This is a genomic window from Streptococcus sp. A34, from assembly GCF_043674115.1.
GTDB lineage: Bacteria > Bacillota > Bacilli > Lactobacillales > Streptococcaceae > Streptococcus > Streptococcus suis_V.
The window spans coordinates 1-13,862 of record NZ_JBIMJM010000002.1; the positions used below are offsets into that span (position 1 = coordinate 1).

Below are 13,862 nucleotides of genomic sequence, written 5' to 3' on the forward strand. Positions count from 1 at the left end.
GTTTTGGTAGAGGGTACGACTTCTTCAGAATGGCTTGCTTTATAAGTCTGAACAAAACTATCTACGCTATGGAGACGAACGTTAGCCTTCAAGGCATCTCCTAATTGTTCAATGAACCTAGCGGAGCAATCATTCAACTTGAGATAAGAACACTTTCGGCGATTGGTCTCATATACACGTTGTCCACTATCAGCGAAATAGGCGCTGAAATAAGTTCGTTTCCCATTTTTATCCTGTACCTGATCTACTGAACCACGTTTGATTTCTCGACAGATTGTAGACCGGTGACGACCCAGAAGCCGAGCGATTTCAATTGGTTTCTTTCCCATTTTAAGATAAGCTGCAATTTCACCACGTTCTGTGGCTGAGAGATGAGAATAGGATGAGTTTCTGGTAGAATGAGTGTTGGACATGTTCATCTGCTTTCTATACTGAGTTGGGGAATTCTAGTATATCAGACGAACATGTCTTTTTTGTTGCACTTCATTTTACAACGCGGGTAATTTATCAAAAACGTTTTGAAGCAATCAAAGTTCGCTCTATCCAACCCCAAAAGAGCTATCCCCAGCTCTTTTGAGCCATACAGGCTCGGGTGGCGAATTGTTTCATTCCTGAGCCCCTCTCAAGGCCTCAAACTTGGCTTTCATGGTTGGATTGTTACGGGTTAGCTTTTTGACCGTGACGTCATCCAGTTTGTTATTGGCCAAACGGAGCTGATTTTCTGAAGTTGTCAGAGCAGCTTTGACTGCCTCCATCCGCTTGATAGCCTTATCAATCTCGTCAATAGCCTTTTGGAAATTGGTACTGGCTGACTGGTAGTTCTTGGCAAAGGCTGTTTTGAAGGTCGCCAAATCTTCTTCAAAATGGGTAATATCGATATGCTGTTCTCTGACTAAAGCCAACTCCTGCTTGTACTTCAAACTGTTGAGCGCAGCATTTCGCAAAAGCCCTATCAACTGAATAAAGAACTGGGGACGGACCACGTACATCTTCTCGTACTTGTGGCTGACATCCACGATACCCGTGTTGTAGTAATCATTGTCCGCCTCCAACATGGTCACCAAAACCGCATACTCACAGTCCTTCTCCCGACGGTCCTTATCCAGTTCCTTGAAAAAGTCCTCATTCTTGTGCTTCTTGACCGTATCGTCCGCCTCGTTCTTCATCTCAAACATAATGGAGATGATTTCGACACCATTTTCATCCGTCTCGCGGTAGATGTAGTCGCCCTTGGACCCACGCGCCGACACTTGATTATCTTTTTCAAAATAAGCATTGGGAAAGGCTAACTGTCGAACCTTATTGAACTCCGACTCAGCATACAATTCCAAACTTTCACCGATAGCCTTGGTCGATTGCTGGGCCTTGAAGTTCTTATAGAACTCTACCTGCTCGCTAGCCGCCTTGAGCTGAACCTCATACTCCTGCCGAGTGGTCGCCAGCGCCAATTCCTGCTTTTGCTCCTGCAAAACCAAGGCATTCTGGGCCGCATCCCGCTCCTTCTCAACCTGAGCCACTGCCTGCTGCAACTCCAAATCCTTGGCTAGCTCGATTTGCCCCAACTGAGCCTTGAGTTCTTGGATTTCTTGGTCTTTTTGGGAAATAGCAGAGCTGATTTCAAGTTCCGACTGACTAGTCAGTTTGTCCAGCTGAGCCTGAAGTGCCATCAACTCCTTATCCTTTTGAGCAACAGCAGAGCTGACCTCATGTTCCGTCTGACTAGACACCTGCTCAACCTTAGCTGTCAATTCTAAAATAGCCTTATCCTTGTCAGCCAATTTAGCCTGCAAGTCATTTTCAGCCTTCTGAGTCAGCAACTCTGTCTCACGCGCCAAACGATCATGAACTTCCTTATCAAACTCCACACCACGAACCTGAGCCAAAAGCTGGCTGTATTCTGTTTCATTAACTTGAAAAGCCGTTCCACAATGCGGGCAAGTAATTTGTTGCATGGTAATTCCTTTCATTTATATTCTTTTATCATGTGTGCAAACAATAATGTCGCTTACTCGTTTTTTCACTTCCTGCGTATTAACCTTATCAAATTATAACAACCATATACAAGTCCAAGGAAAAAAATAAAATAGAAGAAGCGAAAAATATTTCGTGGTTCTAGCCAAAACAGTCGATAGAGGACACAAATAGCCACGACTAGAAACCACCGCCAGCCCCAGGTCATTTTTCTTTTTATGAACCACTCCAACCAATCCTCTCCAGAATTGTACCTTGTTTCATAATACTCTTCTCTCAATCGGGCCCACCATTTCATCTTACTCAATCTCCTAGTCTTCTATCGTTTCAGTTCTTCTTCCAAAAATGCAGCCCATTTTTCCTGCAAAGGCAGATGGTCCGGTAAGTCCTGTCCTTGCAAGAGAAGTTGAATACATTCATGCTGGACCAGCCAACCGGTCATATCTTTTTCAGCCGTCGCAAATTCATTGCCAAAATCCTTAGGAATGATTTCCTCAAAGGCAATGTGACTCCCACCTTCTTGCTCTGTCAGAATAAAACCAACCCGAGCAGTATCCCAAGTATAGACAATCTCATGCGGTTCGCGATAGGCCAACAAGTCCATCTCCTCACGGAAATCCTCCATTTCAAAGACCAACTTTTGTCCTTCAATATGGAGTTCTGGAAACCATTTGGCAAAACCAGCGTCTGTAGCCAGTAAATCCCATGTTTCTGTCAAAGATGCAGAAACGGAGTATGCCACATTTAATTGATAGTGTGTAGAGGTTGTAGTAATTGAAATTTTCATATGTCTAGTATAGCAAAAAATCTCTAAAAAATGAAAAAACACCAGCAAAGCCAGTGTCTAACTGTTCCTTCCCCTCACTGAGACTAGGATACGTCTCGCAAGAGGATTGACAATAAAATAACTTAAGGGAAGTGATAGAATAATATTTCTCAAAAAGCGGAAACCATAAATCGGTAAATGAAAGGGAAGGTGACTCATATACATGCCAAATACTCCCATAATTAACCCCATTGCAACAGACCGAAAACTAATCATAGCAAAGGAAATATGCTTTTCAGAAGGTAATTTTGGTCCGATGAAATTGATCCATCTGAGGGCTAAAGGATTGACAAATTGCGATGCTATAAAAGAGACAACCACTCCCAAGAAATAAGATGGCAACAAAATAGGTAGTTGCAAGCGACCTGCCCACCATAAATTATAAACAGTCATTACAAATCCCATCATCGCTGACATTAACATGCCAAAAAACAAGCGTTCCTTTCGATTTTGAGGCATAAACTACTCCTCCTATACAGCTTCGTTAGTTATAGTATAACACAAATCACTAATTATTGGTATTGATTGATAAGAAAAGCCTGAATCGCTCCAGGCTTATTACTCAAAGAATTTATAGTAATCTTCCAATTGCATTTCCGCTTTTTGCTGGCGATTGAGGTCTTGGATAATTTGACCATCCTTCATGACAATCAAGCGATTGCCAAAGTTAAGGGCATCCTCCATCTGGTGAGTGACCATAAGGGCAGTCAGCTCCTGGTCGGCAATCAGGCTATCCGTCAAATTCATGAGGGACTGGCTGGTCTTTGGATCAAGGGCCGCCGTGTGTTCATCCAAGAGCAACAGCTCTGGCTTAACGATAGAGGCCATTAAGAGGCTGAGAGCCTGACGCTGGCCACCCGATAATAAACCAACTGGAGTGGCGATATGCTTTTCCAGACCATTGCCAATTTTTTCTAGGGTCACCTCAAACTCTTCCAAATACTGGGGAAGTTGCCGAGGAACCAACCCACGACCTTGGCCACGGTACTTAGCAATCAAAAGATTTTCCGCCACAGTCATCCGAGGTGCCGTTCCCATCTTGGGATCCTGAAAGACCCGGGACAGGTACTTGGCCCGCTTTTCCGCTGGCCACTTGGTCACATCCTCGCCCAAGATAGACACTGTTCCACTGGTCAAGGGCAGGGTACCTGCTATGACATTGAAGAGGGTGGACTTACCAGCACCATTGCCACCGAGAATAGTGATAAAATCCCCTTGGTAGATAGTCAGATTGACATCCTTTAGAATCACGCGCTCCTGGTCCAGGCCATTGTTGACCACCACACGCGCATTTTTTAGTTCAACGATTGCATTCATTTGGTCAATCTGGCTCCTTTCAGGATGTTATTTTTGATTTCAGGGACCATGAGGCAGACTGCCAAGATGAGGGCCGAGAAAATGCGGAGGTAGCTGGTATTGATTCCCAGGGAAATCACACCCAAAATCAAGAATTGGTAGAAAATCGCTCCCACCACAATGGTGATAAAACGCTCTGCCATTGTCACATTATCAAACAAAACCTCACCGATGATGAGACTGGCCATGCCAACCACGATGACACCGATACCGCGCGAAACGTCCGCGTAACCCTCCTGCTGGGCGATGAGGGCACCAGCAAGGGCAATGACCCCATTGGAGAGGATCAGACCCATAAGCTCCATACGGCTGGTATGAATGCCAAAACTGCGTGCCATGTCGGGATTGTCACCCGTAGCGATAAATGCCTGACCCAGGCGGGTATTTAGGAAGAATAGCAGAGCAGAGATGACAGCCACAACTGCCATCAGGCCTAGTATCAATCCATTTGTCTCCCTATCAAAAGGCAGGAGGTCCTGCAAACTCTTGATATTGAGCAAGCCCAGATTGGCCCGCCCCATGATGAAGAGCATAATGGAATGGCAGGAAGACATAACCAGAATCCCCGACAAGAGGGTTGGAATTTTCCCCTTGGTATACAGGAGACCGGTCACAAGCCCTGCCAAACAGCCTGCCAAAACAGCAGCTAAGGTCGCCAGAATCGGGTGGACACCCTGAGTAAGTAAGGTCACAACCACGGCTCCGCCCAAGGGAAAGGAACCCTCTGTCGTCATATCTGGAAAGTTCAAAATACGGAAGGTCATGAAGATACCAAGACCAAGAATGGCCCAAAGCAGGGCCTGGGAAATGGTGGAAAGGATCATAATTCTCTCTAAAATTTCGTTTATTTAATCACGCGGCTTGCTTTTTCAACAATCTCCGCTGGAAGGGTAAGGCCAAGTTCATCAGCTACTTTTTGGTTGACGACAACGGTACCTTGGTTAAAGACTTCAACTGGTGTGTCAGCTGTTTTGGCACCGTCAAGAACCTTGGCAGCCATTTTACCAGTAGCAACACCTAGGTCAAATTGGCTGAGGGTTACAGATGCGATACCGCCACCTTCGACCATATCCTCTACAGAAGTATAGATTGGTTTTTTAGACTTGTTGGCTGCAGAAACGACTGTTGAGAAAGCCGATGCAATGGTATTGTCAACTGGTGTGAAGAAGGCGTCTACCTTGGTTGAGGCAACTTCTACTGTTGAAGCAATTTCGTTTGAAGAAGGAACTGCATACTCGATAACTTCATAGCCTGCTGCCTCAGCTGCCGCCTTAAATTCAGCAACTTGGGCCTTTGAGTTGTCCTCGTTTGATGAGAAGAGAGCACCGATTGTTTTTGCCTCCGGAGTGATTTGTTTAATCAAGTCAATAGTATCTGCTACTGGTGTTTGGTCAGAAACGCCAGTGATATTGCCACCAGGATTTTTCAAATCAGCAACCAAGTTGGCACCGACCGGATCGGTTACAGCTCCCATGATAATCGGTAGGTCGCTGGTTGCGTTGGCTAGGCCTTGGGCGGCTGGTGTCGCGATACCAATCAAGAGTTGGTTGCCGTTGTCTACCAATTTCTTACTCATGGTCTGAACCTGTGACTGGTCACCTTCTGCATTCATAAAGTCGATTTGTATGTTGGCATCCTTATCGTAGCCGCCTTCTTTGAGACCAGCTTCGATCCCTTTGTAAATTTCGTCCAAGGAAGCGTGGGTCACATATTGGAGAACTCCGATTTTAACGGTTTGAGATTCCGTCCCAGTCTCTGTTGTGGTCTCTTGTTTATTCTGATTTGAAATCACTACAGCTACAATAATCGCAAAAAATGCAATCAACACACCCATCAATTTTTTATTTTTCATCATAAACCTCTTTCTTATTAAAACAATTGTATCTATTTCGTCAATTCAAGATCTGTATGCTACGCCATCGTTTCATCATAATGTAATCTCCTTTGTATAGAAAAAGCCCACGCATACTAAAATCGTATGCGAGGGCGTCAATGACACGGTGCCACCTCACTTATGGGAATGTCTAGAATCCTCCCATATCTCATCTCCTCAAACAAGGAGTTGCACTGTAAGGTGTGCCAACCGAACTATCATTGTTTTAAGTTCATTTGCATGACTGTTTTGACTGAGTACTTTGTTAGCTCTCCTTGCTATACCGCCAGTATAAGCTGCGTCGACCTGCCTCGTACTCAGCCAAAACAGTCTACACAAAGTATTTATGCCAAACAATCTCATCAGCCCATTTCATAAGACTCCGCCGCCCGTTTCCACCAACCACAGGCTCCCTAAAGACTTCTGTCCTACTACTTCTTCTGATTACATAAGATTATAGATGGTCTTGGAGGATTTGTCAAGGATTTTGAACAAATTTTCTGAAAATTCCTTAACATGTTGTCAGCCCCCAAAATATGCTATACTAGAAAAAGCTAGATTCCAGGAAGAGAAAGAGGTCTACCATGTCTTTTGACGGATTTTTTTTACATCACATGACGGCTGAGTTAAAGGCCAATTTAGAAGGGGGGCGGATTCAGAAAATCAACCAGCCATTTGAGCAGGAGATTGTCCTCAATATCCGCAGCAACCGTCAGAGCCATAAGCTGCTCCTGTCCGCCCATTCGGTTTTCGGACGGGTTCAGCTGACCCAGTCGGACTTTACCAATCCCAAAGTACCCAATACCTTTACCATGATTCTACGGAAATACTTGCAGGGGGCCATTATCGAGGAGATTCGTCAGTTGGACAATGACCGCATTTTAGAATTTTCGGTGTCCAACAAGGACGAGATTGGCGACCATATCCAAGTTACCTTGGTCGTGGAAATCATGGGCAAGCACAGCAATATCATCTTGGTGGATAAGTCTGAGCAGCGAATTATCGAGGCTATCAAGCACGTTGGTTTCTCGCAAAATTCCTACCGAACTATTTTGCCAGGTTCCACCTACATTCTTCCACCCGAGACGCATTCTCTCAATCCATACACGGTGTCTGACGAGAAATTGTTTGAAATCTTATCGACTCAGGAACTGAGTCCGAAAAATCTCCAACAGGTCTTTCAAGGTTTGGGTCGGGATACGGCTTCTGAACTGGCCAGTCACTTACAGACAGACCGCCTCAAGAACTTTCGTGCCTTTTTTGACCAGGCTACACAGCCTAGCTTAACGGACAAGTCCTATGCTGCTCTGCCATTTGCCAATAGCCCTGAAAACCAGCCACAATTTGAGAGCCTGAGCAGTCTGCTGGACTTCTACTATCAGGACAAGGCGGAGCGGGATCGGGTGGCCCAGCAGGCCAATGAGCTGATCAAGCGGGTGGCCAGTGAGTTGGAGAAGAATCGCAAGAAACTGGTCAAGCAGGAGCAGGAATTGGCGGATACGGAGACGGCGGAGTTGGTGCGGCAAAAGGGTGAGCTCTTGACCACCTATCTGCATCAGGTACCCAACGACCAGGCTAGTGTGACCTTAGACAACTACTATACGGGCGAGGAGTTGGAGATTGAGTTGGATGTGGCTCTTACTCCTAGCCAGAACGCCCAGCGGTACTTCAAGAAATACCAGAAACTCAAGGAGGCGGTCAAGCATCTGACCAGCTTGATCGAGGAAACCAAGGCGACCATTATCTATCTGGAGTCTGTTGATACCATGCTGGGACAGGCTAGTCTGGCAGAAATCGATGAAATCCGTGAGGAATTGATTGAAACAGGCTACCTCAAACGTCGCCACCGTGAGAAAATCCATAAACGCCAGAAGCCTGAACGTTACTTGGCGACGGACGGGAAGACAATTATTTTGGTTGGGAAAAATAACTTGCAAAATGATGAGCTGACCTTCAAAATGGCCAAAAAAGGCGAACTCTGGTTCCACGCTAAAGACATTCCAGGCAGTCATGTGGTCATCACCGATAACTTGTACCCCAGCGACGAAGTCAAGACAGACGCGGCAGAGCTGGCTGCCTACTTCTCCAGGGCTAGACATTCTAACTTGGTTCAAGTTGATATGATTGAAGCTAAGAAGCTCCATAAGCCAACAGGTGGTAAGCCAGGTTTTGTGACCTACCGTGGTCAGAAAACCCTGCGCGTGACACCGACAGAAGAGAAAATAAAAAGCATGAAAATCTGATGATTTTCATGCTTTTTAAAACCTGTGTTCACAAGCAAAGTATATTTAGAAAAGAGATAGTTTTTTACAAATCAAGTCTGTTTTTTGATGCAATACTGACTGTATTTCGAGAAAAACGAACGCTGAGTGGCAGAAAACTAGCCTTAGCTAAAGATGCTGAGCTGTGAATACAGGTTTTATTTTATTTCGGAAACTTCACCTTCATCACAGTTCCCTGACCTAACTGGCTTTGGACGTGGATGGTAGCGCCGTGGACTTGAAGGGCGTGTTTGACAATGGAGAGACCGAGACCAGTACCGCCCACTTGTTTGGAACGGCTCTTGTCGGCCCGATAAAAGCGCTCAAACATGCGTTCCTGATCTATCGGTGAGATGCCCAGACCAGTATCTTCTACGACCAGGCTAATGGCCTCATCTGTCTGACTGAGACTAACATGGACCTGTCCATGCTCGGTATTGTATTTAATGGCATTGTCACACAGATTAAAAATAATAGACTGGAGCAGGACAGGATTTCCATGATAGGAAATCTGGGGACCCGTAAAGCTCAAAGCGATATTTTTCTGCACCGCCTTGTCTTCCAGACCAGCCAAAACCTGCTGGACCAGGTCAGTCAATTGCACATCCTCTTTTCGGATATGTCTACCTTCATCCAACTGGGCCAATTGGAGAATATCCTCTACCAGTTGAATCATGCGCTGGGATTCCTGGTGAATCTTCTCGGCAAAGACGACAACATCATCTGGCGAGGCAATGCGCGACTGCAGGATTTCAGAATAGCCAGATAGAATGTGGAGCGGTGTCCGCAATTCGTGGGAAACCGTCGCTGTAAACTCCCTCCGCAATTTTTCCAGATAATACTGCTCGGTCACATCGAAAAAGAGAAGAACGGCCCCTGATTGCTGCTGCTCCGACCAAATCGGACGTCCGATGACCTTGTATTGGTGGTCCTGCAATTCGACAATTGTATCTGTTTTCTGACCATCCAGTAACTCCGTCAGCAAGTCCTTCAAGGCCGATTGGCGCTGAAAAAGAGCAATGGGTCTGGAGAGGGCTGACTCTTCCAATTCTAAAAGATTACGAGCCGCCTCATTGTAGATGACTAACCGGCCCTGGTTATCAACGATGACTAACCCCTCCTTCATCTTGGAAATGATAGTGTCAAATTCATCCTGTTTCTGCCGCAGGAGACTCTCTTTTTCAGCCAATTGAGACTGGTGAAAATCCAGTCGCTTGAGCAGGGGATGCAATTCCTTATAAACATCATTTTTCAAGGGTCGCTCTAAGTCAATGGTTTCCAAGGGCCGGAGTAATTTTTGAGCCGTGTATTTGGCAAGGACGTAGGAAGTCAGAAGCGACACAAACCCCAAGACGGCAAACCAGGGAAACATCTGCTGCATCAAATCAAAGACCGTACTGTGGGAAACTGCAAGACGGACGATACTGCCGTCTTGCAAGAGCCGTGCCGAGTAAATGAGGGTTTCAGACAGGGTACTAGAATACCTGACCCTCTGGCCGATTCCATTTTTTTTAGCCTGAATGACTTCTTCGCGCTGGCTGTGATTGTCCATTTGTGAGGCATCATTTTCGGAGTCATAGATGACACTGCCGTCAGGAGCTATCCAGGTAAAACGGTATTCACCAGGAACAATGTGCTGCAGATAGTCTATGCCTTCATTTTCAACCGCCTCTGCCACCAACTGGGTTTCTTGAACTAAATGATCGACCAATTGACCGTTAAAATAATTATAAAGGTAGACCTGGACAGTAAGGATAGTCAGCAAAAAGACCCCCATAGCTGTCATAAACACTGCTTGAAAAATCCGTTTAGTCATGGTCTTGCTCCAAGAGATAGCCTACTCCACGTACTGTTTTGACCAGGTGACCGGCTTGGCCCAATTTCTGGCGCAGGGTTCCCACATGGACATCGACCGTCCGCGTCTCGCCCATAAAATCTTGTCCCCAGACCTTGTCCAAGAGTTCCTGACGGGTAAAGACTTTTTGAGGCAACCGCATGAAGAGGTGCAGTAATTCAAATTCTTTCAAGGTCAATTCAACCTTGCTGTCTTGGACATAGACCTTGTGACTGGCTAGATTGATACGAATCGTGGCAAAGGCAAGCTCTTGCTCCTCCTGCTTTTGAGTCCTGCGCAAAACAGCCTTGATACGGGAAATCATTTCCATCATACCAAAGGGCTTGACCAGGTAATCATCAGCCCCCATGTCCAAACTCTGAACCTTGTCAATCTCAGTCCCCTTGGCCGTTGCCATAATGACGGGTATAGCCATCCACCTAGTCTGCCTACGCAGGTCCTGGAGGACTGAAATTCCGTCCTGGCCTGGCATCATAACATCCAAGACCACTAAATCAGGACTTGCTTCCTCCAATCCTTCCCAAAAACTTGCAGCCTCTGGAAAACCCTTAGCCTCAAAACCAGCAGTCTTGAGGCTATAGATCATCAATTCACGAATGGCATCATCATCTTCTACACAGTAGATCATTTTCTTACCCTTCTAATTGACCCGTAATAGAAAATTGTACCCACTTGGCAATATTGACGGCGTGATCACCGATGCGCTCCAGGTACTTGGCAATCATCAAGAGGTCAATGGCCTGGTCACCATTTGCAGAGTGGCTCCCGATATATGTGGCCAGTTTTTCTTTTATTGTACCAAAATATTGGTCAACTGTATCGTCTTTTGCAACGACTTGGCTGGCCAAATCGTGACTTTCTTTGATAAAGGCATCCAGGGCACCCACCACCATCTGACTGACCTGCTCTGCCATTTTCTTAACCAAAGGAATCTCTTCCACCAGTTCAATGGGATTGTTGCGAATCAGGTCCGCCACTTCAGAGGATTGGGCGCCGATTCGCTTCATGTCGTAGACCATTTTAAGGGCGGATGAAATGGTGCGCAGGTCCCGAGCAACTGGTTGCTGGCGCAGGAGCAATTTGAGGCAACGGGCTTCGATATCCCGCTCTAGCTCCTCAATCTGCTGGTAGGTCTGCTGGATTTTTTCGTAGTTCAACTGCTCTGGCCCATTGAGACCGTCGGCAGAGCCTGCGATAATCTCCTCACAGAGACCACCCATGTAGACCATGTCCTTTTGCAATTCTTCTAATTGGCTTTCAAAACGTGAACGCATTAACCAAACCTCCCTGTGATATAGTCTTCCGTACGTGGATCTTTTGGCATACTAAAGAGACTGCTTGTCTTGTCAAATTCAACGACCTCACCCAAGAGGAAAAAGGCAGTCTGGTCAGATACCCGCAAGGCCTGTTGCATATTGTGGGTGACCATGACAATAGTATAGTCCTTCTTCAATTCCAGGACCAATTCTTCTATCTTGGCGGTTGAAATCGGGTCGAGGGCTGACGTCGGCTCGTCCATCAAGAGAACTTCCGGCTCGATAGCCAGGGCACGGGCAATACAGAGACGCTGCTGCTGACCGCCCGACAAGCCCAGGGCAGACTTATTGAGGCGGTCCTTGACCTCATCCCAGATAGCTGCCTGACGAAGAGAACGCTCGACAATCTTATCCAGTTCCAGCTTATTATGAATGCCGTGGGTACGAGGTCCGTAGGCCACATTATCATAAATGCTCATTGGAAAAGGGTTTGGTTTTTGAAAAACCATTCCGACCTTCTTACGGAGGACTGTCGTCTTCATCTCCGCATAAATATCTTCTTGGTCCAGCAGAACTTTGCCCGTTAAACGGCAGTTCTTGACCAAATCATTCATACGGTTCAGACTTTTTAAGAGGGTTGATTTCCCGCAACCAGAAGGCCCGATAAAGGCTGTAATCTGATTGCCTGGAATTTCTAAATTGATATTCTTCAAAGCCTGAAAATCCCCGTAGAAGAGATCCAGACCTTGGATACTTAGTTTACTCATTTCTATTTCTTCCTAATTTTACTGCAATCCATTCAGACAAGAGGTTCATGACAATGACCAGAATCAAGAGAATGACAGCTGTTGCGTAGGTCTGATTGACATAAATACCTTCACCCGAAATCAAATACATGTGGACAGCCAGGGTCCTACCTGAGCTGGTGAGATTGGTCGCTACTTCTGCTACTGTCCCTGCTGTGAAGATCAAGGCTGCTGACTCACCGATAACCCGGCCCAGGGCCAATACGACACCTGAAAAAATTCCCGGTAAGGCAGAGGGCAAAACCACCTGAAATATGGTCCGCAATTTACCAGCACCAAGGGCAAAACTTCCTTCCCGATAGCCATCTTCAACGGACAAGAGAGCCTCCTCGGTTGTCCGCATAATCAAGGGCAGAATCATGATACTAAGGGTCATAGCCCCTGCAATGATTGACAGGCCCAAGCCAAGGAATTTGACAAAGAAGAGGGCGCCAAACAAACCATAGATGATAGACGGAATCCCTGATAGTGTCTCCGTTGCCAAGCGAACAATGGTTACTAGGGGATTGTCCGGCTGGGCATACTCTGTTAGGTAGATAGAGGCACCAATCCCGATTGGCAAGGCAATCAAGAGGGCCAGAAGAGCCATCAAAACAGTGTTGAGAAGGGCTGGTAGCATGGACACGTTGGTTGAATTGTAGGTCCATGAAAAGAGCTCCAGATTGAGATAGGGCAAGCCCTTGATCAAAATATAGAGAACGATAAAGCTGGTTGCAAGGCCTGCCAGACCAGCCGCTAGAAATACCAACCACCTCAAGATAAGAGAGGTCCGGTCAGTCGAAGCTTGGTGTTTTACTAATGACATCCTAGGCCTCCTTCTTATTCATGCTATAGAAGAGCAAGTTAATGAGTAATATAAAGACAAAGAGCACAACTGCAGTTCCAATCAGGGCCTCGCGGTGGAGATCCGTTGAATAACCCATTTCCATAACGATGTTGGTCGTCAGTGTCCGTACTCCCGAAGTCAAGGAACTTGGTATCAGGGCCTGGTTACCAGCCACCATGATAACTGCCATGGTTTCTCCCATTGCACGACCAAGACCCAGAATAACACTGGCCATAATCCCCCGCCTTGCTGCTGGCAGGATAATAAAGAAGATAGACCGTTCATGGGAGGCTCCCAGGGCCAAGCCACCCTGATAATAGGTTTCTGGAACCGCACGTAGGGCTGCCTCAGAGACACTGATAATAGTCGGCAAAATCATGATTCCCAACAAAATGGATGCTGTCAAAACCCCCATCCCGTGACCACCGACATTGCTACGGATAAAAGGCACCAAGACCACTAAACCAAAGAAACCATAAACAACTGAGGGAATTCCCGCCATGAGGCTGACCGCACGCTTGAAAATTGGATACCATTTTTCTGGACAGAAGAAGGCCAGAAAGACAGCTGTCAGAATACCAATTGGTACACCGAGCACCAGGGCACCAAAGGTCACGTAGACGGAGCCCACAATCATCGGCAAGACACCGAAAAGTTGATTAGACGGTCGCCAATCTAAGCCAAACAGGAAATTTCCCCAACCGATTTCTTGGATGGCTGGCAAACCAGCTGAAAATAGAAAGATACAAATAAATACTACGGATAAAACGGAAATGCAGGCAGCCAGAAAAAAGACTGCTTGCATGCCGGTTTCTCGGAACTGACGCATAGA

At 46.3% G+C, this 13,862-nt stretch carries 14 protein-coding genes; 1 reads left to right on the forward strand and 13 read right to left on the reverse strand.

The window, feature by feature from the left end; genetic code table 11:
- The 7 genes from ACHBGV_RS00685 to trpX all read right to left on the reverse strand — a co-directional run.
- The coding region (locus ACHBGV_RS00685; RefSeq protein WP_248025482.1) for a helix-turn-helix domain-containing protein at positions 1–413 on the reverse strand (413 nt) is incomplete at its 3' end.
- A gap of 192 nt (positions 414–605) precedes the next feature.
- Positions 606–1,952: a DUF2130 domain-containing protein gene (locus tag ACHBGV_RS00690; RefSeq protein WP_394735426.1), complete on the reverse strand. Its 1,347-nt coding sequence runs from the start codon at positions 1,950–1,952 to the stop codon at positions 606–608.
- Positions 1,953–2,290: 338 nt separating this feature from the next.
- The gene (locus ACHBGV_RS00695) at positions 2,291–2,758 is read right to left on the reverse strand and encodes an ATPase (protein WP_172096590.1); all 468 of its coding nucleotides are present in this window, start codon (positions 2,756–2,758) and stop codon (positions 2,291–2,293) included.
- Between the two features lie 57 nt (positions 2,759–2,815).
- Positions 2,816–3,256 carry a hypothetical protein gene (locus ACHBGV_RS00700; protein ID WP_394735427.1) on the reverse strand — a complete coding sequence of 147 codons (441 nt, stop codon included), beginning with the start codon at positions 3,254–3,256 and terminating at the stop codon, positions 2,816–2,818.
- Positions 3,257–3,355: 99 nt separating this feature from the next.
- Positions 3,356–4,114, reverse strand: coding sequence for an ATP-binding cassette domain-containing protein (locus ACHBGV_RS00705; RefSeq protein ID WP_172074322.1), 759 nt, complete (start codon positions 4,112–4,114; stop codon positions 3,356–3,358).
- Positions 4,111–4,977, reverse strand: a complete 867-nt coding sequence (locus tag ACHBGV_RS00710) for an ABC transporter permease (protein WP_105122555.1) — start codon at positions 4,975–4,977, stop codon at positions 4,111–4,113. The genes ACHBGV_RS00705 and ACHBGV_RS00710 overlap by 4 nt, the downstream gene beginning before the upstream one ends.
- A 20-nt stretch (positions 4,978–4,997) precedes the next feature.
- Complete coding sequence (gene trpX, locus ACHBGV_RS00715) at positions 4,998–6,005, reverse strand: tryptophan ABC transporter substrate-binding protein (RefSeq protein WP_394735428.1); 1,008 nt, start codon at positions 6,003–6,005, stop codon at positions 4,998–5,000.
- Between the two features lie 605 nt (positions 6,006–6,610).
- On the opposite strand from trpX, the gene ACHBGV_RS00720 reads away from it, so the two are divergent.
- Positions 6,611–8,269 carry an NFACT family protein gene (locus ACHBGV_RS00720; RefSeq protein ID WP_394735429.1) on the forward strand — a complete coding sequence of 553 codons (1,659 nt, stop codon included), beginning with the start codon at positions 6,611–6,613 and terminating at the stop codon, positions 8,267–8,269.
- A 181-nt stretch (positions 8,270–8,450) separates the two neighbouring features.
- Here the strand turns inward: ACHBGV_RS00720 and ACHBGV_RS00725 are convergent, their stop codons facing one another.
- From ACHBGV_RS00725 to pstC, 6 genes are read right to left on the reverse strand one after another with little or no spacing between them, the layout of a single operon-like run.
- The gene (locus ACHBGV_RS00725) at positions 8,451–10,103 is read right to left on the reverse strand and encodes an ATP-binding protein (RefSeq protein WP_394735430.1); all 1,653 of its coding nucleotides are present in this window, start codon (positions 10,101–10,103) and stop codon (positions 8,451–8,453) included.
- On the reverse strand, positions 10,096–10,770 hold the full coding sequence (locus ACHBGV_RS00730; RefSeq protein WP_172095015.1) for a winged helix-turn-helix domain-containing protein: 675 nt from the start codon (positions 10,768–10,770) through the stop codon (positions 10,096–10,098). The genes ACHBGV_RS00725 and ACHBGV_RS00730 overlap by 8 nt, the downstream gene beginning before the upstream one ends.
- A 4-nt stretch (positions 10,771–10,774) precedes the next feature.
- Positions 10,775–11,416: a phosphate signaling complex protein PhoU gene (gene phoU, locus ACHBGV_RS00735; protein ID WP_172021635.1), complete on the reverse strand. Its 642-nt coding sequence runs from the start codon at positions 11,414–11,416 to the stop codon at positions 10,775–10,777.
- Positions 11,416–12,165 carry a phosphate ABC transporter ATP-binding protein PstB gene (gene pstB / locus ACHBGV_RS00740; RefSeq protein WP_125265798.1) on the reverse strand — a complete coding sequence of 250 codons (750 nt, stop codon included), beginning with the start codon at positions 12,163–12,165 and terminating at the stop codon, positions 11,416–11,418. Before pstB ends, phoU begins: the two co-directional genes overlap by 1 nt.
- A complete protein-coding gene (gene pstA / locus ACHBGV_RS00745; protein ID WP_170242578.1) occupies positions 12,158–13,009 on the reverse strand; it encodes a phosphate ABC transporter permease PstA in 852 nt (283 codons plus the stop codon). The genes pstB and pstA overlap by 8 nt, the downstream gene beginning before the upstream one ends.
- 1 nt (position 13,010) lies before the next feature.
- Positions 13,011–13,859 (reverse strand): phosphate ABC transporter permease subunit PstC, encoded by an 849-nt coding sequence (gene pstC, locus ACHBGV_RS00750; protein ID WP_105161098.1) that lies wholly within the window; start codon positions 13,857–13,859, stop codon positions 13,011–13,013.
- Positions 13,860–13,862: the final 3 nt, after the last annotated feature.